Origin of the sequence: Sphingomonas sp. 22R3R2A-7 (assembly GCF_036856055.1) — a bacterium.
Taxonomy (GTDB): domain Bacteria; phylum Pseudomonadota; class Alphaproteobacteria; order Sphingomonadales; family Sphingomonadaceae; genus Sphingomonas.
Genome location: NZ_JASPFR010000001.1, coordinates 1,350,979 through 1,374,037, shown reverse-complemented (window position 1 = coordinate 1,374,037; position 23,059 = coordinate 1,350,979). Strand labels below are relative to the sequence as shown.

At 67.6% G+C, this 23,059-nt stretch carries 16 protein-coding genes and 2 pseudogenes; 10 read left to right on the top strand and 8 right to left on the bottom strand.

The features are described from left to right. Window positions 1-106: 106 nt before the first annotated feature. Complete coding sequence (gene uvrB, locus QP165_RS06655; RefSeq protein ID WP_333994651.1) at window positions 107-2,305, bottom strand: excinuclease ABC subunit UvrB; 2,199 nt, start codon at window positions 2,303-2,305, stop codon at window positions 107-109. A 305-nt stretch (window positions 2,306-2,610) separates the two neighbouring features. On the opposite strand from uvrB, the gene QP165_RS06650 reads away from it, so the two are divergent. Then, a complete protein-coding gene (locus QP165_RS06650; RefSeq protein ID WP_333994649.1) occupies window positions 2,611-3,441 on the top strand; it encodes a ferredoxin--NADP reductase in 831 nt (276 codons plus the stop codon). 185 nt (window positions 3,442-3,626) lie between these two features. Then, window positions 3,627-4,013, top strand: coding sequence for a VOC family protein (locus QP165_RS06645; RefSeq protein ID WP_333994647.1), 387 nt, complete (start codon window positions 3,627-3,629; stop codon window positions 4,011-4,013). A gap of 197 nt (window positions 4,014-4,210) precedes the next feature. On the opposite strand, the gene QP165_RS06640 is transcribed toward QP165_RS06645, so the two are convergent. After that, a complete protein-coding gene (locus QP165_RS06640) occupies window positions 4,211-5,374 on the bottom strand; it encodes an MBL fold metallo-hydrolase (RefSeq protein WP_333996961.1) in 1,164 nt (387 codons plus the stop codon). 135 nt (window positions 5,375-5,509) lie between these two features. Here QP165_RS06640 and QP165_RS06635 point away from each other — a divergent pair. Next, window positions 5,510-7,074, top strand: a pseudogene (locus QP165_RS06635) (amidase). Here the strand turns inward: QP165_RS06635 and QP165_RS06630 are convergent. Together QP165_RS06630 and QP165_RS06625 are read right to left on the bottom strand one after the other, a co-directional pair. Then, on the bottom strand, window positions 7,071-9,776 hold the full coding sequence (locus tag QP165_RS06630) for a hypothetical protein (RefSeq protein ID WP_333994646.1): 2,706 nt from the start codon (window positions 9,774-9,776) through the stop codon (window positions 7,071-7,073). The pseudogene QP165_RS06635 and the gene QP165_RS06630 overlap by 4 nt on opposite strands. Window positions 9,777-9,863: 87 nt before the next feature. Next, a complete protein-coding gene (locus QP165_RS06625) occupies window positions 9,864-11,387 on the bottom strand; it encodes a CpaF family protein (protein WP_056016405.1) in 1,524 nt (507 codons plus the stop codon). A 128-nt stretch (window positions 11,388-11,515) separates the two neighbouring features. Between QP165_RS06625 and QP165_RS06620 the strand changes: the two genes are divergently transcribed. Next, entirely contained in the window at window positions 11,516-13,063 is a 1,548-nt protein-coding gene (locus tag QP165_RS06620; RefSeq protein ID WP_333994643.1) for a S1C family serine protease, read from the top strand. Between the two features lie 123 nt (window positions 13,064-13,186). After that, a complete protein-coding gene (locus QP165_RS06615; RefSeq protein ID WP_333994642.1) occupies window positions 13,187-14,851 on the top strand; it encodes a hypothetical protein in 1,665 nt (554 codons plus the stop codon). Here the strand turns inward: QP165_RS06615 and ada are convergent. Together ada and QP165_RS06605 are read right to left on the bottom strand one after the other, a co-directional pair. Continuing rightward, entirely contained in the window at window positions 14,773-15,918 is a 1,146-nt protein-coding gene (gene ada, locus QP165_RS06610; RefSeq protein ID WP_333994641.1) for a bifunctional DNA-binding transcriptional regulator/O6-methylguanine-DNA methyltransferase Ada, read from the bottom strand. The genes QP165_RS06615 and ada overlap by 79 nt on opposite strands. Window positions 15,919-15,950: 32 nt before the next feature. Further along, window positions 15,951-16,628, bottom strand: coding sequence for a dienelactone hydrolase family protein (locus tag QP165_RS06605; protein WP_333994640.1), 678 nt, complete (start codon window positions 16,626-16,628; stop codon window positions 15,951-15,953). A gap of 332 nt (window positions 16,629-16,960) precedes the next feature. Here QP165_RS06605 and QP165_RS06600 point away from each other — a divergent pair, with 332 nt between their 5' ends. From QP165_RS06600 to QP165_RS06580, 5 genes and pseudogenes are all read left to right on the top strand, one after another. After that, window positions 16,961-17,515, top strand: coding sequence for a F0F1 ATP synthase subunit delta (locus tag QP165_RS06600; RefSeq protein WP_056016397.1), 555 nt, complete (start codon window positions 16,961-16,963; stop codon window positions 17,513-17,515). A gap of 4 nt (window positions 17,516-17,519) precedes the next feature. Next, window positions 17,520-19,049 (top strand): F0F1 ATP synthase subunit alpha, encoded by a 1,530-nt coding sequence (gene atpA / locus QP165_RS06595; protein ID WP_056016394.1) that lies wholly within the window; start codon window positions 17,520-17,522, stop codon window positions 19,047-19,049. A 123-nt stretch (window positions 19,050-19,172) separates the two neighbouring features. Continuing rightward, the gene (locus QP165_RS06590) at window positions 19,173-20,078 is read left to right on the top strand and encodes a F0F1 ATP synthase subunit gamma (RefSeq protein ID WP_333994636.1); all 906 of its coding nucleotides are present in this window, start codon (window positions 19,173-19,175) and stop codon (window positions 20,076-20,078) included. 17 nt (window positions 20,079-20,095) lie between these two features. Further along, window positions 20,096-21,572 (top strand): annotated as a pseudogene (gene atpD / locus QP165_RS06585) (F0F1 ATP synthase subunit beta). Between the two features lie 131 nt (window positions 21,573-21,703). Then, the gene (locus tag QP165_RS06580) at window positions 21,704-21,958 is read left to right on the top strand and encodes an ATP synthase F1 subunit epsilon (protein WP_056018797.1); all 255 of its coding nucleotides are present in this window, start codon (window positions 21,704-21,706) and stop codon (window positions 21,956-21,958) included. A gap of 5 nt (window positions 21,959-21,963) precedes the next feature. Here the strand turns inward: QP165_RS06580 and QP165_RS06575 are convergent, their stop codons facing one another. Together QP165_RS06575 and QP165_RS06570 are read right to left on the bottom strand one after the other, a co-directional pair. Then, on the bottom strand, window positions 21,964-22,242 hold the full coding sequence (locus QP165_RS06575) for an acyltransferase family protein (RefSeq protein WP_333994634.1): 279 nt from the start codon (window positions 22,240-22,242) through the stop codon (window positions 21,964-21,966). Then, the gene (locus QP165_RS06570) at window positions 22,239-23,039 is read right to left on the bottom strand and encodes an acyltransferase family protein (RefSeq protein WP_333994631.1); all 801 of its coding nucleotides are present in this window, start codon (window positions 23,037-23,039) and stop codon (window positions 22,239-22,241) included. The genes QP165_RS06575 and QP165_RS06570 overlap by 4 nt, the downstream gene beginning before the upstream one ends. Between the last annotated feature and the right edge of the window lie 20 nt (window positions 23,040-23,059).

Sequence of the window (23,059 nt, the reverse complement as noted above, 5' to 3'; positions counted from 1 at the left end):
TCTGGGCCCTAACTTCCGTCAGGGTGACGAAAGCGGGGCCCGCCACAGCGTCCGCGGCTCTGGGCCCTAACTTCCGTCAGGGTGACGAAAGCGGGGGATGGGCGCCTCAGCGCGAGCGCGAGCCGCCCATCCGCATCTTCTGGCTCTTCCCGTAGCGCGTCTTCCGCGTCCCCGGCTTGCCCTCGTTCGAGCGGCCCATGACCGGGGCCTTTTGCTGGTCGACCGGCAGACCCAGTTCCTCGTTCTCCAGCTGCCGGATTTCGTCGCGCAGCCGCCCCGCGGTCTCGAATTCGAGATCGGACGCCGCCTTGCGCATCTGCTTTTCCAGATCCTCGATATACGCACGCAGATTGTGGCCGACCATGTGCGGCCGATCCTCGTCGATCGGGATCGTCACCTGATCCTGGCTCGCCACATGCGCGATGATGTCGCCGATGTTCCGGCGGATCGTCGTCGGCGTGATGCCGTGTTCGGTGTTGTACGCGACCTGCTTCTCGCGACGCCGCGCGGTCTCGTTCATCGCGCGCTCCATCGAGCCCGTGACGCGGTCGGCGTACAGGATCACGCGGCCGTCGACGTTACGCGCCGCGCGACCGATCGTCTGGATCAGCGAGGTCTCGGAGCGCAGGAATCCCTCCTTGTCCGCATCGAGGATCGCGACCAGCCCGCATTCGGGGATATCCAACCCCTCGCGCAGCAGGTTGATGCCGATCAGCACGTCGTACACGCCGAGCCGCAGGTCGCGGATCAGCTCGATACGCTCGAGCGTCTCGACGTCGCTGTGCATGTAGCGGACCTTGATCCCCGCCTCGTGCATATACTCGGTCAGATCCTCCGCCATCCGCTTGGTGAGCGTCGTGACGAGCGTGCGGTACCCTAAAGCCGTCGTCTTCCCGACCTCGACGATCAGGTCCTGCACCTGCTCCTCGACCGGCTTGATCTCGACGGGTGGATCGATCAGCCCGGTCGGACGGATGACCTGTTCGGCGAACACGCCGCCGGTCTGCTCCATCTCCCAGCTCCCCGGCGTCGCCGACACATAGGTCGTCGGCGGACGCATCGCGTCCCATTCGTTGAACCGGAGCGGCCGGTTGTCGATCGCGCTCGGCAGGCGGAAGCCATATTCGGCGAGCGTGAGTTTGCGCCGGTGATCGCCGCGCGACATGCCGTTGATCTGGCCGATCGTGACGTGGCTCTCATCGACGAACAGCAGCGCATTGTCGGGCAGATATTCGAACAGCGTGGGCGGCGGCTCGCCCGGCATGCGGCCGGTGAGGAAGCGCGAGTAATTCTCGATCCCCGCGCACGACCCAGTCGCCGCGATCATCTCGAGATCGAAGTTCGTCCGTTGCTCCAGCCGCTGCGCCTCGAGCAACTTGCCCTCGAGCACCAGCTCCTTCAGCCGCTCGGCCAGCTCGTGCTTGATCGCCTCGCCCGCCTGTTTCAGCGTCGGGCCGGGCGTCACGTAATGCGAGTTCGCATAGACGCGCACCGAATTGAGCGACGCGACCTTCTTGCCGGTCAGCGGGTCGAACTCGGTGATCTCCTCGATATCGTCGCCGAAGAACGAGATGCGCCACGCGCTGTCCTCGTAATGCGACGGGAAGATCTCGAGCGTGTCGCCCTTCACGCGGAAATTGCCGCGCTGGAACGCCGCGTCGTTGCGCTTGTACTGCAGCGCGACGAGCTTGCGCACGATCTCGCGCTGGTCGACCGTCGTGCCCTTTTTCAGGTCGAAGATCATCGCCGAATAGGTTTCGACCGAGCCGATGCCGTACAGGCACGAGACCGACGCGACGATGATCACGTCGTCGCGTTCGAGCAGCGCGCGCGTCGCCGAATGCCGCATCCGGTCGATCGACTCGTTGGTCGACGATTCCTTCTCGATATAGGTGTCCGACCGCGCGACATACGCCTCGGGCTGGTAATAGTCGTAATAGCTGACGAAATATTCGACCGCGTTGTCGGGGAAGAACGACTTCATCTCGCCGTAGAGCTGCGCCGCCAAGATCTTGTTGGGCGCGAGGATCAGCGCAGGCCGCTGCACGCGCTCGATGACGCTGGCCATCGTGAAGGTCTTGCCCGACCCGGTGACGCCGAGCAGCACCTGGTCCTTCTCGCCCTCGCCGATCGCCGAGACGAGTTCGGCGATCGCGGTCGGCTGGTCGCCCGCAGGGGCGTATTCGCTGACGAGCTTGAACGCCTTGCCGCCCTCGACCTTGGCAGGCCGCGCGGTTGGGCGGTGCGGGACGAAGGTGTCGCCGGTTTCGGGCTCGGCGAGACTGGTGCGAATCTGAATGGCCATCGAGGGGGAATATGGGGAACAGACGCGGCGACGGCAACGTGTCTGGCAGCGCTGATCCGTCATCCTGACGAAAGTCAGGACCCAGGGTCCCGGGGGCCGCCCTTTGCGGCTCTGGATCCTGACTTTCGTCAGGATGACGGGCGTGGGGTCGGCAAGAGCAGGTCGTGTAACCCGCGGTGACGGCGGCGCTTTGTGCCCCCCAAGCTTTGCTGTTGTTGACCCATACCCCGCGCGCCAATACTGCGACCGTTTCGCAAGCCATCGATCCGCCGACGCCCCCCGCGCGCAGGCCAAGGAAAAGACGCATGACCGCCCCTATCGTCGCCGAAACGCGCGCGCCCGCGCTGATCCCCGAAACCCCCGCGTTCCTCAACGCCAAGGTCCTCTGGGTGCGCCACTGGAACGAACATCTGTTCAGTTTCGCGATCGAGCGCCCGTCGACCTTCCGCTTCCGCTCGGGCGAGTTCGTGATGATCGGCCTCCCGCAGGAGGGCGGCAAGCCGATCATGCGCGCCTATTCGATCGCGTCCCCGCATTATTCGGAAGAGCTCGAATTCCTCTCGATCAAGGTCGAGGACGGCCCGCTGACGTCGAAGCTCCAGCTGATCCAGCCCGGCGACGAAGTGTATCTCGGCAAGAAGCCGACCGGCACTTTGGTGCTCGACGCGCTGCTCCCGGGCAAGCGCCTCTTCATGTTCTCGACCGGCACCGGCCTCGCGCCGTTCCTCAGCCTCATGCGCGATCCCGACGTCTATGCGGCGTATGAGCAGGTCATCGTCGTGCATAGCGTGCGCCGCGTCAGCGACCTTGCCTATCACGACGAGATGGTCGGGCTGCTCGCCGAGGACCCGCTGATCGCCGACGAGGCGCAGACGCAGTTCCACTATATCCCGACCGTGACGCGCGAGCCGTTCCGCACCACGCGGCGGATCGGTGCGCTGATCGAGGATGCCTCGCTGTTCGGCCACCCGGTGCGCGGCGAGCAGAAGCTCAACCCCGAGACCGACCGCGCGATGCTGTGCGGCTCGACCGAGATGATCAAGGAATTCGCGGTGATGCTCGAGGCGAACGGCTTCGAGGAGGGCGCGAATTCGAAGCCCGGCACGTTCGTAATCGAGCGCGCCTTCGTCGGCTGATCCTCCGTCATCCTGACGCCCCCGTCATCCTGACGACAGTCAGGATCCAGAGCCACATAGCGCGAGCATCGCGGCTTTGGATCCTGGGTCGAGCCCAGGATGACGGAATTAGTGGCGGAAAGGGTGCATTGTCTCCGCCGCGGAACGGGTCGATATGCCTCCTCAAATACCAAGAGGAGAGAGTCATGATCGGCTACGCAACGCTCGGCACCAACGACATCGACGCCGCGCTTACCTTTTACGACGCGCTGCTCGCGACGGCGGGCGGCAAGCGGCTCATGCAGATGCCCGACGATCGCAAGCTGACCTTCTACGGCGCCGGCGCGGCCAAGCCTATGCTCGTTATCGGCAAGCCCTATGACGGCCAGGCCGCGACCGCGGGCAACGGCACGATGGTCGCGCTGGCCGCGGATTCACGCGCGCAGGTCGATCAGGTCCATTCCAAGGCGATCGAACTCGGCGGGGCGGACGAAGGCGCGCCCGGCATCCGCGGCCCCGAGGACATGGGCTTCTACGGCGCCTATTTCCGCGATCTCGACGGCAACAAGCTCTGTGTGTTCAAGATGGGGTGAGCGGTGTGGGCGAATGAGTGATTACCGTCCCCGCTTGCATACCACCCCGGCGCAGGCCGGGGCCCAATTGGAAAGGTGGCAGTAACGAAGCGCTGCTCCCTGCCGGCAGCCTCTCCCAATTGGACCCCGGCCTCCGCCGGGGTGGTAGCTCTGGCGGTGCTACGGCGCGGCAAGCTATCTGAGACAGATACCCCGGCCTACCGCAAAGCCCGAACCGCTGGCGTGTCGAGGCACTTCAGCAACGCCGCCCGCGGCATCGGCGTCCCTCTCGCTGGCGGCGCATAGGCAGCGACCTCGGTCGGCCGCCCGATCGCGACCGGTGCGAACCCGGTCTGCCCGGTGCACCGCATCGCCGCCGCGAGCAGCCTGGGCGGCGTGTCATACCCCTCGAACGACAGCCGGAACGTCCCCCAGTGGATCGGGATCGCCCTCGCGGCACCCAGCCGGCGATAGACCTCGACCGCGTCGACCGGCCCGATATGGCTGCCCGACTCCATCTGCCCGTCGACGAACCGGAACGCGCCGATCGGGATTAGCGCCAGCCGGACCGGGCCCAGCGTCGCGGCCTCGACCGGCCATTGCCCGTCGCCCATCCCCGTATCGCCCGCAAAGAACACGTTCCCGCCCGGTAGCGTCACCACGAAGCTCGACCACAAAGCGCGGTTGCGATCGGTGAACCAACGGCTCCCCCAATGATGGTTGCGAGTCACGCTGACCGACACGCCGGGCTTGATCGCCACCCGCTGCCCCCAATCGAGCGCCGTCGCCGTCGCGCCGGTCTGGCCGATCACGCTGTCATTCCCAAGGCTCGTGACGATCCGCGGCCGATCGCGCTGCCACAGACGGCCGAGCGTCGCCTTGTCGAGATGGTCGTAATGATCGTGGCTGACCAGCACGAGGTCGATCCTGGGCAGCGCCTCGAACGCGATCCCCGGCGCGGCGACACGATTCGGCCCCGCGCCAAGCGGCCCCGCCTTCTCCGCCCACACCGGATCGGTCAGGATGTTGAGCCCCTGCGTCTGGATCAGCACGCTGGCATGGCCGACCCATGTCACGACCATCCGCTCGCCCTCGACGCGCGCGGGCGGCGCGATCTGCTGCACTGCCACCGAACTGGGCCAGGCCGGCCGCCCGTCGCTGCCCGTGAAATAGCGCCAGAAGAAGCCCGCGCGGCCGCCCCCCGCAGGCTGGATCTGCTGCGTATCGGCGTCGTTGTCGGGATTGGCGAAGCGCGCGCCGTCGAAATGACCCGTGGCGGGGCCCCGGTAATAGATCCGGTCGAGGAAGCGCGGGACGATCGTCACGGCCAGTGCCACGATCACGACCGTCAGCAGCAGCACGCTTCCGACGATCCTCAACACCAGACGCACGCCGTTTCCCCAAGATTGTTGTCGACGCGTAACGCATCGTGCGGCGCATCGTTCAGACCGCTTGGCGCGACGCTGCAACCCCGATAGCCTCGGCAAAAGGGGATCTCGAAAATGCGCAGGATCATCATGGGGCTGTTGCTCGCAACCGCGATTCCGGCGGGCGTGCATGCAAGGACGGTCACGGTCGAGGAGCAGTCGATCGATCAGCTTCAGGCGATGATGCAGGCGGGCTCGGCGAGCAGCGTCGATCTCGTGCGTGCCTATCGCGCGCGGATCGCGGCGATGGATCGCAAGGGTCCGGCGCTGCGCAGCGTGATCGCGCTCAACCCGGATGCCGAGGCGCAGGCGAAGGCGCTCGATGCCGAACGCAAGGCCGGGCGCATCCGCGGTCCGCTCCACGGCGTGCCCGTGCTGATCAAGGACAATGTCGAGACCGCCGATGCGATGCCGACCACCGCGGGCAGCCTCGCGCTGAAGGACAACATGACCCGCCGCGACGCGCCCGTCGTCGCGCAGCTCCGCGCGGCGGGGGCGGTGATCCTCGGCAAGACCAACCTGAGCGAGTGGGCGAACATCCGGTCGACGCGGTCGATGAGCGGCTGGAGCGCGGTCGGCGGGCTCGTGAAGAACCCCTACGCACTCGATCGCACCGCCTGCGGCTCGTCGAGCGGTTCGGGCGCGGCGATTGCCGCCAGTTTCGCGGCGGCGGCGATCGGGACGGAGACCGACGGCTCGGTCGTCTGCCCGTCGTCGATCAACGGGCTGGTCGGGCTGAAGCCGACTTTGGGACTTGTCAGCCGGACGCATGTCGTGCCGATCAGCCATAGCCAGGACACGCCGGGGCCGATGGCGCGCAGCGTGCGCGACGTCGCCACGATGTTATCGGCGATGATCGCGGCCGATCCGGCGGATGCCGCGACCGCGGGGGCAGCGGCCTATCGGCGCGACTATGCGGCGGGGCTGTCGACGAGTGCGCTGTCGGGGCTGCGGATCGGTGTGATCCGGCCCGAGATGACGGCGGACGTTGCTGCCAGATACGAGGCGGCGCTCGACGTGCTGAAGGCGGCGGGGGCGGTGCTGGTCGAGGTGAAGCAACCCAAGCTCGACGGGATCGGCGAAGCGGAACTGCTGGTGCTGCAGACCGAGCTGAAGGCGGATCTCGATACCTATCTCGCGACCACGCCCGCCGCGGTGCGTACGCGGACGCTGGATCAGGTGATCGCGTTCAACACGGCCAATGCGGCGACCGAGATGCCGTTCTTCGCGCAGGAGACGTTCGAGGCGGCGGCGAAGACCAGGGGCTGGGCGATCCCGCCTACAAGGCTGCGCGTGCTAAGTCGCTCCGGCTGGCGGGCGTCGAGGGGATCGACGCGATGCTCAAAAGCGCGGGCGCAACCGTGCTCGTCGAGCCGACCTATGGCCCCGCCTGGCTGAGCGAACCGGTCTATGGCGACCAATATGGTGGGCCGAGTGCGAGCGAGTTGCCGGCGGTGGCGGGCTATCCGAACCTGACCGTGCCGATGGGGCTGGTGCGCGGCCTGCCGGTCGGGCTGTCGTTCATCGCGACGAAATATGGCGACGCGGCCGTGCTGGGGGCGGGCTATGCCTATGAGCAGCGGGCAAAGGCGCGCGTGGCGCCGCGTTACCGCGCGACGGCGGATGCGGGGCCGGGGCTGGACGGGGTGCGCTAGGCCGGGGCTAACGCGTCGCTTGGCGCAGCGGGCGGTCGTTGCGCAGATAGACCGCGGTGCGGTCCTTCAGGCGGCGCGTGGTGAAGACCAGCCGGTAATCGCGCGCGAGGGCCGCCTTCACCGCGCGCAGGCTGCCGACGTTCCAGATCGACAGTCGGCGGTTCGAGGTCACGATCACCGGGGGCCGGGTGGCGAGGATGCGGCGGACTTCGCCGGCTTCGTCGACCCCCGTCGCGCCCTGTTCGGTCGTCAGGCTGAGCAAATTGGGAAACGCGTAGGCGGTCGGCACGCAAACCTTGGCCAGCACATAGGTGACGGTGTCGCCGCGGAACACATAGGGGCATTCCCCCGCTGTTCGCCGCGACAAGCCGGGCGACCGCGCGCGCGCCGGGGGCGTCGTCATGGCGGACAATTCGCTCGACGAGGAGGATGCCGAACGGCACGACCAGCGCGAGCGCCAGCATCCTGCCGTAGCGCGACAGGGTCGGCGCGGCGGCGATCGCGAGCGGCGCGACCAGCGGCAGGCCGTAATGGTCGAAGAACGTGCCGATCGCAAAGAACCCCAGCGCCGCCGCGATCAGCCAGCCAAAGGCGATCAGCCGGGTCTGGCCGTCGATGCCCGCGCGCGGGCGATCGCGCCATGCGAGCACCGCCGCCGCGAGCAGCGGCAGCAGCTGTGCGGTGATGCCGAGCAACCGCATGACGACTTGCTCCAGCGGATAGCCCGGCCGCAACAGGATCGACGCGAAGTTCGCAAACCAGAAGGCGTCCAGCCACCCGTGCGCCGCGTACCAGCCGAGCGCGGCGAGCGTCGGTGCAAGACCGGTCGCGGCGAAGAGCAGCGCGGCGGCACCGGTCGCGGGCACGGAGGCGCCCGCCTTGCGCAGGTACCAGAGATGCGCGAGCCCGAAGAACGCGCCTTCGAAGGCGGGCGTATACTTCATCTGGATCGCGATTCCCGCGAGCAGGCAGGCGACCACGCCGCTCCGCACGATGCCGCGCCGATCGCCGGCGGCCGCCTTCACGGGCAGCTGCAGCGTCAGCAGCGCCGCGAACGCGATGGGCAGATTGTAGAAGACCGGCGACTGGCCGCCACCGCCGCTGAGCAGCGACAGCCCGGCGAGATAGGCGGCGCCGGCGGCGAGCGCACCGCGATCATCCGCACTGACGATCCGCGCGCCGCGGTGGACGATGACCGCGGTCGCCCAGGCAAAGACGGTTGCGACGAGCTGATAGGCGAGGACGCCGTCGCCGGGCAGCAGGCGCATGCCGGCGAACAGCAGGAACAGCCCGATCGGCTTGCGGTCCCAGATGTCGATGAACGGCACCGCGCCGTGAAGCATCCGGTCGCCGACGAGCAGATAATATTGCTCGTCGACCGCGATGACGGGATTGCCGAAATCCCAGCCGCGGATCGCCAGCGCGACGAGCAGCAGGACGAGCGCGGTCGCCCAGCGGTTGCGCGGCATCGTCATCAATAGAAATTCCGCAGCGTCAGGATCTCGCGATGTCCCGTCACAGCCGCCGAGCGTGACCGCGCTGCCCGCGGGGCGTACCGCCCAGGTCGCGATCGGACTGGTGGGATAATCGCGCGGGATCGGCACGCCGTCGATCGTGCAGATCTGGTCGCCGACCTTCCACCCGTCCGCCTCGGCCGGACCGCCGCGCATCACGTGCAGGACCTTCAATCGGTCGCTCTCGACGCCCATCAGCAGGCCGCTGGTCGAGCGGAGCGGTAGCGGGTCGGCGACGGTGGTACGCTTGAACACCATCCGTCCGGCAAGCGGGTCGAGCAGCACGCGGTAATGCTGGAGAAAGCCCGAGCCGATGCGGCCGGCGGTGCCGATCGATTGCGAAAAGCCGTTTTCGGGTTCGATCCGCACCTCGGTCTCGCGCGCGACGAGCGTACCGACGCGAATTTCGGGGGCGATGGCGAGCCCGCTGACGACCGCGCCGCCGAGGCCGAACGCGATCGCGGTGGTGGTGCGCAGCCCGGGCCGCGCAGCGCGGCGCCAGCCTGCGGCGGTGACGGTGATCGCGGATCCGTCGCCGGTATCGACCACCATCGGCGCCAGCGTCCGCGTGCCGAGCCGGATCGCGCTTTCATAGACGCGGCGGTCGGTCGACACGCCGAGCGGCGCGGTTTCGCCGGCAAAGGGCAGGCGGCCCGACGGGATCAGGCGGAAGCGGTGGCCTGCATAATCGATGTCGAGCGCGTGTGCCGCGAGCAGGTCGCGCCCGACGAGCAGGTCGACCGCGCTCGCGCTGCCGGTCGCGAGTGCCGGCAGTTCGGCGACGCTGACACCGCCGCCGGTCCGCGTCAGTCCGCCGAGCGTGATCGTGCGGGTGGGCATCCATTGCAGCGCGACCGATCCACCGATCGCGGTCGCCTGGCCACCCGCCTTCAGCTTGGCGCGGACGACCGCGGGCGAGGTCTTCGCCAGCAGGGTATAGCTCACGCCTGTATCGAGGATCGCGGTGACGCTCCGGCCGTCGATCTGCATCGTGAAGCGGATCTGGTTGCCGGGTGTCAGGTCGAACGGAACCCAGCGCGCCTCGGCGTCGGGCGCCAGCCGCGCGACACCCTGATCGCGCGACGCGGGCGACGTGTCCGCGGCCGGCGCAGCGTTCGCGACCGGCTCGTGCGCCGATAGGGTCGGGGCCGCGAGCAGCGGGACGATGGCGAGGAGACGGAGACGCATGTGGCATTGGCCCTAGCGGGTCCGCCACGCCTTACAACCCGCGGCGGTCCCGCTCCGGTCCGCCGCGCGACACCGGGGGAGGCGAGACTAGAGGCACGCCTCGAGATACGCCTGGTCGAAGCCGAACTGCTTGGCCTTGTCGAGCGTGTAGGGGCGCAGGCCCATCGAGCGGTATTCGCCGAGGATCTTGCCGTCGGCGCTCTCGTCGAGATATTCGAACTTGAACAGCTCCTGCGTGACGATCACCGGGCCCTCCATGCCGATCACCTCGGTGATGTTCGTGACCCTACGAGATCCGTCGCGCAGGCGCTTCACCTGGATGATCAGCTCGACCGAGTCGGCGATCTGGCGCGAAATCGCTTCCTTCGGCACCTTGATGTCCGACATCATCACCATGTTCTCCATACGCGCGAGCGCCTCGCGCGGGGAGTTGGCGTGGAGCGTGCACATCGACCCGTCGTGCCCCGTGTTCATCGCCGCTAGCATGTCGAAACACTCGGAGCCGCGAATTTCGCCGAGGATGATCCGGTCAGGGCGCATACGCAGTGCGTTCTTCACGAGATCGCGGATGCTGATCTCGCCCTGACCCTCCAGATTGGCGGGGCGCGTCTCGAGCGGGAGCCAGTGCGGCTGTTGCAGGCGAAGCTCGGCCGCGTCCTCGATCGTCAGCACGCGCTCGCCAGGGTCGATCATCTTAGACAGCGCGTTGAGCATCGTCGTCTTGCCCGAGCCGGTACCGCCCGAGATGACCACGTTGAACCGCGACGCGCCCGCGATCTTGAGCGCGGTCGCCATCTTGGGGCTCATGCTGCCGAAGCCGGCCATCATGTCGAGCGTGATCGGCTTGGCCGAAAACTTACGAATCGAGATCGCGGTGCCGCGCAAGCTGAGCGGCGGCACGATGACGTTGACGCGGCTGCCGTCCTTCAAGCGGGCGTCGGCGAGCGGCGTGGTCTGATCGACGCGGCGGCCGACCGAGTTGACGATCCGCTGCGCGATCTGGAACAGATGCTCCTCGTCGCGGAACTGGATCGGCGCGAGCTCGAGCTTGCCCTTGCGCTCGACATAGGTCTGTTCGGGGCCGTTCACCATGATGTCAGTGATGTTCGGATCCGCCAGCAATTCCTCGAGCGGCCCGAGCCCGAGCAGCTCGTCGACGAGCACCTTTTCGAGCGCGAACTGTTCGCGGCGGTTGAGCGTCAGCTTGAGCTCGGCGAGCACTTCGCCGATGATCGGGCGGAATTCCTCCGCCAGCTCGTCCTTGCCGAGCGTCGCCGCGGCCTCGGGATCGACGCGTTCGAGCAGGCGGGGAAGCACCTGTTCCTTGATCTTGTGGATCGACTGTTCGAAGCCCTCGACCTTGCTCGCGCCGGCATCGCCCGACGCCGCCTGGCGGTCGGCAAGCCGCTGCATCGCGTCGACCTGCGCGAGCGGGACGCTGCCTTCGGTCTCGCCGGGCATCGGCAGCGACTCGAGCGGCGGAAACTGGCTGCCGGCGTCCGATTCGACGCGGGGGGCGGGGCCACCGCCCTGCATCGGCCGCGCGACGCCAAAGGCCGGCCGGACCGCCGTTCCACCACTTATTCCACTGCGACGCCCGAACGCGCTCATGCACAAATCCTTGATCGTTAACGCCGGACTAGGGTCGAAGCCTTGAGATTTAGCTAACCAATCCAAGGCGGCCGCCGCTCGGCCCGAAACGGGTTCTTTGACGGCGCCGGGACGGATAAGGAGGGGGCATGCTGAGACGCCTGTTCACCCTGCTCGTCATCCCTCTGATGGCGCTGGCCGCCATCGGCCTGACCGCCGCCCCCGCCAGAGCCGACGATATCGCCGCGGCGGGTCGCGGCGTCGTCCGCGTCGTGACGATCGCCGTCGTCGACGATCAGGTGGTGGGGTTCGGGCATGGCAGCGGCTTTGCCGTCGCACCCAACCGGATCGTCACCAACGCGCATGTCGTCGACCTTGCCGAGCGATACCCCGACAACGTCGTCGTCGGCGTGGTGCCGACCGAGGGCGACAAATCCTATCAGGGCAAGGTCATCGCCTATGACGCGCTGCGCGACCTCGCCTTGATCGAGTTCACCGGTGCCCGGCTGCCACCGAGCGCGCTGTACACCGGACCGATCGACGAGGGCGGGGCGGTGGTATCGCTGGGATTTCCCGGCAATGTCGACCTGGCGACCGCGCGATCGGCCGCGGACTATATCCGCCCGACCAGCCCGGTCCGGTCGGAGGGCGTGTTCTCCGGGCGACGCACGCTCGGCGACATCGAGGTGCTGTTGCATACCGCGAGCATCGCGCGCGGCAATTCGGGCGGGCCGCTGCTCGACCGGTGCGGGCGCGTGATCGGCGTCAATTCGGCAATCACGCGCGGCGAGGAGGGCGATTCGACGTTCGGGTTCGCGATCGCGGATACCGAGCTCGCCGCGTTCCTGCGCGAGGCGAAACAGCCCTATGCCGCGGTCGGCACCGCGTGCACGTCGATCGAGGACCGTCTGCGGCAGGACAGCGATGCCGAGGTCCGTGCGGCGACCGATGCGGCGGCGGCACGGCGCGATGCGGCTTCGCAGGCAGCGCTGTCGCGCGAGCGCGCGCTTGAACAGGCGCGGATCGAGGCCGAGCACATGCGCGAGAACGTCATGGCGATCGCAGGCCTGCTGCTCGTCGCGGGGGCATTGGGGATCGGCACTGCGGGACTGCTCGAATCGCGTGGCCGGCGGCCGGCGGCGATCTGGACGGTGGCGGGCGGCGGCGTCGCGGTGGTCGCGGCGGTCGTCGTGTTCGTGCTGAGGCCATCGGGGGCGGTCGATCTGCCCGCAGCCCCGGCCGGGCGGGCGGCCTCGACCGCTGGACGGTCCGTCCCGGTGGTCGAGGACAAGGCGCTCGGCAAGCTGATGTGCAGGCTGATCCCCGAGCGGAGCCGGATCACGATCTCGTCGAGCGACGACGTGCCGATCCTCTGGGGGGCGGGTGGCTGCGTGAACGGCAAGACGCAATATGTCGCCGGCAATGGCCGGTGGGAGCGCGTGCTGGTGCCCGAGACCGAGCAGACGGTGTCGCTGCTGTCGTTCGACCCGCTGACGCGCACCTATGCCAACACGCGCTATCTGATGTCGGGATCGGGGATGGCGGCGGCGCGGGCGGCACGGGGCGAAACGCCGGGGCAGTGCACGACCGATCCGGCGGCGATCACGCGGCTGGTCGGACAGCAGTCCGCGGTGCGCGCAACGCTGCCGCCTTTGCCGAACGAAAAGCTCGTCTACAGCTGCGCGCCCGCCGATTGATCCAGAACCAGCGTTTCGAGGCTCGGCAAGCGTCGCCCCGCGTGGCAGGATAGCCCCTCGAGGGGGATGATGATGCGGCGATACGGGGTGCCATGCGGAGCGTGGGCCGGAATGCGGAACGGCGTGGCGTTCGGCGTCATGCTGGTCGCGGGGTTGGGCGCGCCGGCATCGGCGAAATGGGCGCGCGCAACGTCCGACCATTTCGAGATCTATGCCGAGATGCCGCCCGCCGCGCTGGAGAAGATGGCGACCCGGCTCGAGCAGTTCGACGGGGCGATGCGCTTTCTGCATCATACCGACGCGGGGACCGGCGCGAAGGGGGCGAACCGAGTCACCCTCTATGTCGCGAACGACATTGCCGCGGTCCGCAAATTGTCGGGCAACCGCAATATCGCGGGCTTCTATCTGCCGCGCGCGAGTGGATCGGTCGCCTTCACACCGCGCATCGGCGACGTCGGCGGGATGCCGCAGATCGTTCTGTTCCACGAATATGCGCATCATTTCCTGCTGGGCAATTACGCCGCCGCCTATCCCGCGTGGTTCTCCGAAGGCTATGCCGAGTTCGTCTCGACGACCGCGTTCGAAAGGGCGTTTGTCCAGCTCGGCGGTGCGGCCCAGCACCGCGCATACGGTCTGCTGTCCGCGAAGCCGCTTCCGGCGGCGACGCTGTTCGCGACCGGGCAACAGCTGACCGTGGATCAGCGCGACGTGATGTACGCGCGGGGATGGCTGCTCACGCACTATGTGATGTTCGACCCGGTCCGCGGAAAACAGCTGTCGCAGTATCTGGTGGCGCTCAACGCCGGAACGCCGAGCATCGCGGCCGCGACTGCGGCGTTCGGCGACCTCCGCGCGCTCGACAAGGCGCTGGATACCTATCTGCGTCAGCCGCGGATCCCGGGCCTGCGCATCCCCTATGACAAGCTGCCGGTCGCCCCGGTCGTCGCGACCATGTTGTCGCCGGGTGCCGAGGCGATGGTCGAGCTGCGGATGCGATCCGAGCGAGGCGTCGATCGTACCACCGCAGCGCCGATCTTCGCGCGTGCCGCCAAGATCGCGGCCGCCTATCCCGACGATGCGCTTGCGCAGGGCTGGCTGGCGGAGATGGCCTATGATGCCGGGTATGACGATGCGGCGGAGGCTGCGGCGGACCGCGCGTTTGCCGCGAGATCCGGCGTCGCGCCAGGCGATGCTGTACAAGGCGCAGGTGTTGCTGCGCCGCGCCGCGATCGCGAAATCGACCGATGCCAAGATTTGGAACGCGGCGCGGCGCTGGATCGTCAAGGCCAACCGCCAGTCGCCGGACGATGCCGAGGCGCTATCGCTCTATTACGACAGCTTCGCCATGGCGGGGGAAAAGCCCAGCGACGCCGCGATCGCGGGGATCGGCCGTGCGCTCGAGCTCGTGCCGCAGGATCCCTCGCTGCGGTTCACGGTGGCGGCGCAGGCGATCCTCGACGGGCGCGCCGACGTCGCGAAGCGCGCGTTGCGTCCGCTGGCGTTCGACCCGCACCAGCCTGCGGACAATCCTGCCGCGCGGTTGATCGCGATCCTCGACAGCGGCGTCACGGGGCCGGCGGCGATGCTCGCGCTGACCAAGGCACAGGGCGAGACCGCCGCCGCGGCGCCACCCGCGACGGGAGCGCCGACGGGCGATTAGCCGGAGACCGGGCGGGGGCGGTTCGACACGCGCGGGGTCTCGACCGACGTCAGGATGATGCTGTCGGGGAGCGAGCGTCGGCGCCGATCTCCTTCGCCAGCAGCGCGCGTTTGCGGTCGAGTCCATAGGCATAGCCGCCAAGCGTGCCGTCGCTACGCTGTGCCCGGTGACAGGGGATGAGGATCGCGACGGGGTTGGCGCCGCATGCACTGCCTGCCGCGCGGACTGCGGCCGGGTTGCCGGCCGTCGCTGCTAGCTGCGTGTAGGTGCGGGTTTCGCCCGCGGGGATACGCGCGAGCGCCTGCCAGACCGCCTCCTGAAACGCGGTGCCGCGAACGTCGAGCGGAAGGTCGTGGTGGCGGTCGGGTGATTCGACGCTGGCGACGACGCGTGCGGCAAGCGTGGCGAGCGCGGTATCGCCGGGCAGGATCGTCGCGTTCGGGAAGCGCGTCGCGAGCGCGCCCGCATCCTCGTCGAACGCGACGCGGCACAACCCCGTCTCGGTCGCAGCGATCAGCAGCGGGCCGAGGCTGGTCGGAGCGATCGTCCAGCGGATCGTCACCCCGCGGCCGCCGCGGCTCCAGACGCTGGGCGGCATGCCGAGTCGCGCGCCCGCATCGGCGTAGAACCGGCTGGGGGCCGCATAGCCCGCGTCGTAGATCGCATCGGTGACACGCGTCTCGCGGCTCAGCGCGTCGGCGGCGCGGGCGCTGCGCAGGCCGCGGGCATAGGCCGCCGGGGTGACACCGGTCGCGCGGCGGAAGAGCCGGTGGAAATGATGCGGCGCATAACCGACTGTCCGGGCAAGCGCATCGAGCGGGATCGTCTCGCCGCACGCCTCGATCGCGGCGATCGCCTGCGCCACCGCGATCCGGTCTCGGCCAAGCAGATCGGGGGTGCAACGCAGGCACGCGCGAAACCCCGCGGCGCGCGCGGTTTCCGCGTCAGGGTAGAAGCTGACATTGGTGCGGTTGGGATGACGCGCCGGGCAGCTCGGCTTGCAATAGATGCCCGTCGTGGCGACCGCGACGACGAAGCGGCCATCGGCGGATCGATCGCGCGCCTCGAACGCGGCCCAGGCGGCGTCCGCGTCGATGCCGGTGGCGATCGGACTGGGGGCGGGGCCGGTACTGGTCGCAGAATCGGGGGCAGGGGAGTGGGTCATGTCCGGATGATAGCCGATCCCGAGCCGCACCCCATCCCACTGCTTGCTGTCAAAGTCGCCGATCAGCCGCCATGCGCGCGGAACAGGTCGAGCGTGCGCTGCCTGGCGAGATCCGCGCTCGGCTCGTGGTAATCCTTGCGGCGATCCGAGTTGAAGCCATGGCCGGCCTCGTAGACGTAGACCGTCGCGTTCGGCCAGTCCTTGGCGATGACCTGCTCGACGCCCTCCATCGGGATGCCGTGGTCGTGGCGGCCGAAATGGAGGATGACGGGCACTTTGGGCTCCTCGTCGACTGCGGCGGGGATCATGCTCCCATAATAGCCGCTCGCGGCGGCGACGCCGGTAAGCCGCGTCGCGGCGAACCACGCGACCGACCCGCCATAGCAATAGCCGACGACGAACACCGGCCCGGCGGGGGCAAGCGAGTCGATGCATGTCTGGACGTCCTTCAGCGACAGGTCGAAGGGATGAAGCTGCCGGGCAAGCTCGATGCCGCGCGCGAGGCCGTCACCCGAATAGTCCGCCTCGAACCCCGGATGCTCGCGGTCGAACAGCGCGGGCGCGAGCACCTCATAGCCGTCGGCGGCATAGTCGTCGCACAGGTCGCGGATATGGTCGGTGACGCCGAAGATCTCCTGCACGAGGACGAGGCCGCCGCGTCGTTCGCCTGCCGGCTGCGCGTGATAGACCGCGATGGTCGCGCCGTCGGACATGGTCATCGATTCCATCGTGCCGGTCATTCTCGAGTCCTCGTCTGTTGGTCGTAACGCCCGCCCAATACCGTCATTCCCGCGGAGGCGGGAACCCATAGTGGCAGGCCGTGCGATGAAAGCGCCGGGTCCGGAGGTTATGGATCCCCGCCTGCGCGGGGATGACGGGGAGGGTGAGGTGGGGCCGTCCAGCCATCTATCAATGACAAAACAGTCACAAACCGACCGCGGCAACCCTCCCGCCGGGTTGCCAATCCGTGAACCCGATGCTACCCGCGCCGCGTCCCATGAGAGGTGCTTTCGCGCCCTCTTCCCCCATGGGACAGCAACATTTTCGGTTTCAGGCGAGGATTGACAGGTCCGTGGAGACATCCGGCGGTATTCAGGCGAGCTTAGGCGGGCGTTATGCGCTGGCCCTGTTCGAACTCGCACGTGACGCGAAGACGATCGACGCAGTCGAGTCGAGCCTGGCGAACGTGCGTGACGCACTGGCGCAGTCGGAGGACTTCCGTACTCTGACGATCAGCCCGATGGTGTCGCGCGGCGCGGCGGTGAAGGCGGTCTCCGCGGTCGCCGACGAACTCGGCGTCGATGCGACCACCAAGAGCTTCCTCGGCGTCCTCGCCGAGAACCACCGGCTGGGTGCGCTGCCCAAGATCATCAAGGCGTTCCGCGCGCTTGCCGCGCAGCATCGCGGCGAGATCGCGGCCGAAGTGACCTCCGCGCATCCGCTGACCGACGAACAGGTGATCGAGCTGAAGCATCAGCTCCGCCAGCGCGTCGGCCGCGAAGTTTCCGTCGACCTCAGCGTCGACCCATCGTTGCTGGGTGGACTCGTCGTCCGCGTCGGCAGCCAGATGATCGATTCGTCGATCAAGACGCGTCTCAACACTCTCGCGCACGCGATGAAGGGCTAAGCTAATGGATATCCGCGCCGCAGAAATCTCGAAGATCATCAAGGATCAGATCGCCAATTTCGGCACCGAGGCCCAGGTCAGCGAGACCGGCCAGGTGCTGAGCGTCGGCGACGGCATCGCGCGCATCTTCGGCCTCGACAACGTCCAGGCCGGCGAGATGGTCGAATTCTCGAACGGCGTGCAGGGCATGGCGCTCAACCTTGAGGCCGATAATGTCGGCGTCGTGATCTTCGGGTCGGACTCGGAGATCAAGGAAGGCGACATCGTCAAGCGCACCGGCACGATCGTCGACGTGCCGATCGGCAAGGAGCTGCTCGGCCGCGTGGTCGATGGCCTCGGTAACCCGATCGACGGCAAGGGCCCGATCCACACGACCGAGCGCAGCCGCGTCGAGGTCAAGGCGCCGGGCATCATCCCGCGCCAGTCGGTCAGCGAGCCGGTCCAGACCGGTCTCAAGGCGATCGACGCGCTCGTTCCCGTCGGCCGCGGCCAGCGCGAGCTGATCATCGGCGATCGCCAGACCGGCAAGTCGGCCGTCGCGATCGACGCGTTCATCAACCAGAAGATCGCCAACGCCGGCGACGACGAGTCGAAGAAGCTGTATTGCGTCTATGTCGCGATCGGCCAGAAGCGCTCGACCGTGGCGCAGCTCGTCAAGACGCTCGAAGAGAATGGCGCGATGGAATATTCCATCGTCGTCGCCGCCACCGCGTCGGACCCCGCACCGCTCCAGTATCTCGCGCCCTACACCGGCGTCGCGATGGGCGAGTATTTCCGCGATCGCGGCATGCACGCGCTGATCTGCTACGACGATCTGTCGAAGCAGGCCGTCGCCTACCGCCAGATGTCGCTGCTGCTGCGTCGTCCTCCCGGCCGTGAAGCCTATCCCGGCGACGTGTTCTATCTCCACAGCCGTCTGCTCGAGCGTGCGGCCAAGATGTCGGACGCGAACGGCGGCGGCTCGCTGACCGCGCTGCCGATCATCGAGACGCAGGCGGGCGACGTTTCGGCGTACATCCCGACCAACGTGATCTCGATCACCGACGGCCAGATCTTCCTCGAAACCGACCTGTTCTTCTCGGGCGTGCGCCCGGCGATCAACGTCGGTCTCTCGGTCAGCCGCGTCGGCTCGGCCGCACAGACCAAGGCGATGAAGAAGGTGTCGGGCTCGATCAAGCTCGAGCTGGCGCAGTACCGCGAGATGGCGGCGTTCGCGCAGTTCGGGTCGGATCTCGATGCGTCGACGCAGAAGCTGCTCAACCGCGGTGCGCGTCTGACCGAGCTGCTCAAGCAGGCGCAGTTCTCGCCGCTGCCGTTCGAAGAGCAGACCGTGTCGATCTTCGCTGGCACCAGCGGCTATCTCGACAAGGTGCCCGTCGCCGACGTGACCCGCTATGAGCAGGCGCTGCTGGCCGACATGCGCGCGAACCACGCCGATGTGCTCAAGCTGATCCGCGATACCCGCGATCTGGGTAACGAGGCGAAGGACAAGCTGAAGGCAGCGCTCGAGGCGTTCGCGAAGACGTTTGCATAAGTAAACTCCCTCTCCCCTGCGGGGAGAGGGTCGGGGTGAGGGGCAGTACCGCGAGGTGCCGCTCCCGTGGCAGCCCCTCACCCCAACCCTCTCCCCGGAGGGGCGAGGGAGCAGGAAGAGAAGATGGCATCACTTAAGGCCCTCAAGATCCGCATCGGCTCGGTGAAGTCGACGCAGAAGATCACCAAGGCGATGAAGATGGTCGCCGCTGCGAAACTGCGCCGGGCGCAGGACGCCGCGGTCGCCGGCCGGCCCTATGCCGAGCGGCTCGAAGCGGTGATGGCGAGCCTTGCGGGGCGAGTCGGCATCGCGCCGGGCGCGTCGCCGCTGCTGGCCGGGACCGGCAAGGACCAGGTCCACCTGATCGTCATCGCGACGTCGGAGCGGGGCCTGGCGGGTGCGTTCAACACCAACATCGTCCGTGCGGCGCGCCGCAAGGCCGACGAACTGATCGCGGCCGGCAAAACCGTGAAATTCTATGTCGCCGGCAAGAAGGGACGCGTGATCAAGCGCTTCTTCCCGAACGACATCCTTGCCGATCACGAGATGGGCGGGATCAAGAAGCTCGCGTTCAGCGATGCACAGGCGATCTCGGAAGACCTGATCAAGCGCTTCGGCGAAGGTCAGTTCGACGTCGCGCACCTGTTCTACGCGAAGTTCGTGTCCGCGCTGGTCCAGCTGCCGACCGGGATCCAGATCATCCCGATCCCGCTTTCGACGATCCCCGGTGCCGAGGGTGCAAAAGCAGGTGGGCCCAACGCCCCCGCCGAAGCCGTGGTCGAATACGAGCCCGACGAGGAAGCGATCCTCGCCGACCTGCTGCCGCGCAACGTCGCGATCCAGATCTTCCGCGCGCTGCTCGAAAACGCGGCGTCGGAGCAGGGCAGCCGCATGAACGCGATGGACAACGCCACGCGCAATGCGGGCGACATGATCACGCGTCTGTCGATCCAGTATAACCGTACACGCCAAGCCGCGATCACGACCGAGCTGGTCGAAATCATCTCGGGCGCCGAAGCGCTCAAGTAAGCCCAAGGAAGCAGACAATGGCAACCGCCCCAGAGACCATCGCCGCCCCCAAGGCAGCAACCAACAACACGGGTCGCATCTCGCAGGTGATCGGCGCGGTCGTCGACGTGCATTTCCCCGACAATTTGCCCGCCATTCTGTCGGCGCTCGAAACCGACAATAACGGCAACCGGCTCGTGCTCGAGGTCGCCCAGCATCTCGGCGAGAACACCGTGCGCACGATCGCGATGGACGCCACCGAGGGCCTGACCCGCGGCCAGACCGTCACCGACACCGGCTCGCAGATCCGCGTGCCCGTCGGCCCGAAGACGCTCGGCCGCATCCTCAACGTCATCGGCGAGCCGATCGACGAGCGTGGCCCCGTCGGCGCAGAGACGACCGCACCGATTCACGCCTCGGCACCGTTGTTCGTCGACCAGTCGACCGAGAGCGCGATCCTGGTCACGGGGATCAAGGTCATCGATCTGCTCGCACCCTACGCCAAGGGCGGCAAGATCGGCCTGTTCGGCGGCGCCGGCGTCGGCAAGACCGTGCTGATCCAGGAACTGATCAACAACATCGCCAAGGGTCACGGTGGCACCTCGGTGTTCGCCGGCGTCGGCGAGCGTACCCGCGAGGGTAACGATCTGTACCACGAGTTCCTCGACGCGGGCGTCATCGCCAAGGATGCCGACGGCAATCCGCAGTCGGAAGGCTCGAAGGTCGCGCTCGTATTCGGCCAGATGAACGAGCCGCCAGGCGCACGTGCTCGTGTGGCTCTGTCGGGTCTGACGATCGCCGAGTATTTCCGCGACGTCGAAGGCCAGGACGTGCTGTTCTTCGTCGACAACATCTTCCGCTTCACGCAGGCGGGCGCAGAGGTGTCGGCTCTGCTCGGCCGTATTCCGTCGGCCGTGGGCTACCAGCCGACGCTGTCGACCGACATGGGCGCGCTGCAGGAGCGCATTACGTCCACGAACAAGGGCTCGATCACTTCGGTGCAGGCCGTGTACGTGCCGGCCGACGATCTTACCGATCCGGCGCCGGCTACGTCGTTCGCGCATCTCGATGCGACGACCAACCTCAACCGTGCGATCTCGGAGCTGGGCATCTACCCGGCGGTCGATCCGCTCGATCTCGACCTCGCGTCTGCTCGAGCCACGCGTCGTCGGCCAGGAGCATTACGACACCGCGCGTGCGGTCCAGTCGACGCTGCAGAAGTACAAGTCGCTGCAGGACATCATCGCGATTCTCGGCATGGACGAGCTGTCCGAAGAGGATAAGCTCACCGTGCAGCGTGCGCGGAAGATCCAGAAGTTCCTGAGCCAGCCGTTCCACGTCGCCGAGGTCTTCACCGGCATCAGCGGCAAGTTCGTCCAGCTCGAGGACACCGTCCGCTCGTTCAAGGCGGTCGTCGAAGGCGAGTATGATCACCTGCCCGAGAGCGCATTCTACATGGTCGGCGGCATCGACGAAGCCGTCGCCAAGGCCGAAAAGATGGCCGCGGAAGCGTAAGCCGCACTGCTCCCCCTCCCGCATGCGGGAGGGGGCTGGGGGTGGGCACCCGCTCTCCACGTCGCGCGAGGCCGATAGCGCGAGCCCACCCCGGCCCCTCCCGCATGCGGGAGGGGAGTGAGAAGATAGACATGCTGCATTTCGAACTCGTCACGCCAGAAAAGCTCGTCCGGTCGGAGGAGGTCTACATGGTCGTCGTGCCCGGCACCGAAGGCGATTTCGGTGTTCTCGAAGGCCATGCGCCGTTCATGTCGACGGTGCGCGACGGTGGCCTTCAGGTGTACCGCACCGAAAACGGCACGCCCGAGACGATCGCGATCCAGGGCGGGTTCGCCGAGGTCAACGCCAAGGGCCTGACCGTCCTCGCCGAGCACGCGAGCGAATAAGCCTATCAGGCGAATGCCGCGCCCTGGCTGGCCGGCATTGGCCGCCCGCGCGTCAGCCGGGCCAGCAGCGGGCGCTCAACCCAGCGATGGACGATCAGCCCCAGCATCGTCGACGCGGCGACGAACGCCGCGGCAAACGGGTAGGGTGAGACGGGCGGAACATCCTGTCCGAGCTTCCAGAGGATCGCGATCAGGCACGGGTGCGTGAGGTAGGTCGAATAGGACGCGTCGCCGATCCGCGCGACCATCCGCTCGAACGGCCCGCGCGCGGTGGCGTCGATCACGCCCACCACCACCAGCGCCCACGGAACCCCCAGGTCCATGTCCGCGCGAACCCCGTCTCGCCCGCCACCGCGAGGTTGACCTGCAGCGGCAGCGTGACCCCCAGTCCGAACGCGATCCCGATCGCGAGCAACGCGATGCCGGTCACCAGCGCGGGGGCGGCGATCCGCGCACTGATCCCGCGGCGCCATGCCATCCAGACCGCCACGCCTAGCGCGAATTCGAGCAGCAACGGGTTGAGCAACACGCGCAGCGGCGCCCAGCCGGGGTGGATCACGCTTCCCGCTAGCGCGACGGCGACGGTCAATGCGAGCAGGTGCTCGACGCGGTGCCGACGTACGCGCATCGCGACGGCGACGACCGCGTAGAAGGCGAACTCGAATGCGAGCGTCCACCCGGGATAGAGCGCGGGCAGATGATAGCTGCCGCCGTCGAGCACGGGGAACACGGTGAAGGACATGACGGCCGACGGCAGCGTCAGCGGATCGTGCATGATCGTCATGTAGATCACGCTGACGCAGGCGAACAACGGGACGATGCGCAGCCATCGCTTCGCCAGGAACCGCACCGGATCGTGATCCGCAGTCGCCAGCCAGTGCGCCATGACGAAACCACTGATGACGAAGAACAGGTCGACCCCGCTCGCGCCGAATGCGGCAAGGTTGGGGACCGCGGGAACGAACGCGCCCGTCATCAACACCGGCCCGGCCTCGATCATGTCCGACGCGTGCATCAGCAGGACGAGCGTCGCGGCGAGCGCGCGGAGCCACTGGATCGGAGCGATACGGCTGGACGACATGCCGGGGACATTAGCGCCCA

Bases quoted from the DNA above. Each gene is read 5' to 3' on its own strand.
- uvrB (WP_333994651.1), bottom strand. From the start codon at position 2,305: ATGGCCATTCAGATTCGCACCAGTCTCGCCGAGCCCGAAACCGGCGAC.
- QP165_RS06650 (WP_333994649.1), top strand. From the start codon at position 2,611: ATGACCGCCCCTATCGTCGCCGAAACGCGCGCGCCCGCGCTGATCCCC.
- QP165_RS06645 (WP_333994647.1), top strand. From the start codon at position 3,627: ATGATCGGCTACGCAACGCTCGGCACCAACGACATCGACGCCGCGCTT.
- QP165_RS06630 (WP_333994646.1), bottom strand. From the start codon at position 9,776: ATGCGTCTCCGTCTCCTCGCCATCGTCCCGCTGCTCGCGGCCCCGACC.
- QP165_RS06625 (WP_056016405.1), bottom strand. From the start codon at position 11,387: ATGAGCGCGTTCGGGCGTCGCAGTGGAATAAGTGGTGGAACGGCGGTC.
- QP165_RS06620 (WP_333994643.1), top strand. From the start codon at position 11,516: ATGCTGAGACGCCTGTTCACCCTGCTCGTCATCCCTCTGATGGCGCTG.
- QP165_RS06605 (WP_333994640.1), bottom strand. From the start codon at position 16,628: ATGACCGGCACGATGGAATCGATGACCATGTCCGACGGCGCGACCATC.
- atpA (WP_056016394.1), top strand. From the start codon at position 17,520: ATGGATATCCGCGCCGCAGAAATCTCGAAGATCATCAAGGATCAGATC.
- QP165_RS06590 (WP_333994636.1), top strand. From the start codon at position 19,173: ATGGCATCACTTAAGGCCCTCAAGATCCGCATCGGCTCGGTGAAGTCG.
- QP165_RS06580 (WP_056018797.1), top strand. From the start codon at position 21,704: ATGCTGCATTTCGAACTCGTCACGCCAGAAAAGCTCGTCCGGTCGGAG.
- QP165_RS06570 (WP_333994631.1), bottom strand. From the start codon at position 23,039: ATGTCGTCCAGCCGTATCGCTCCGATCCAGTGGCTCCGCGCGCTCGCC.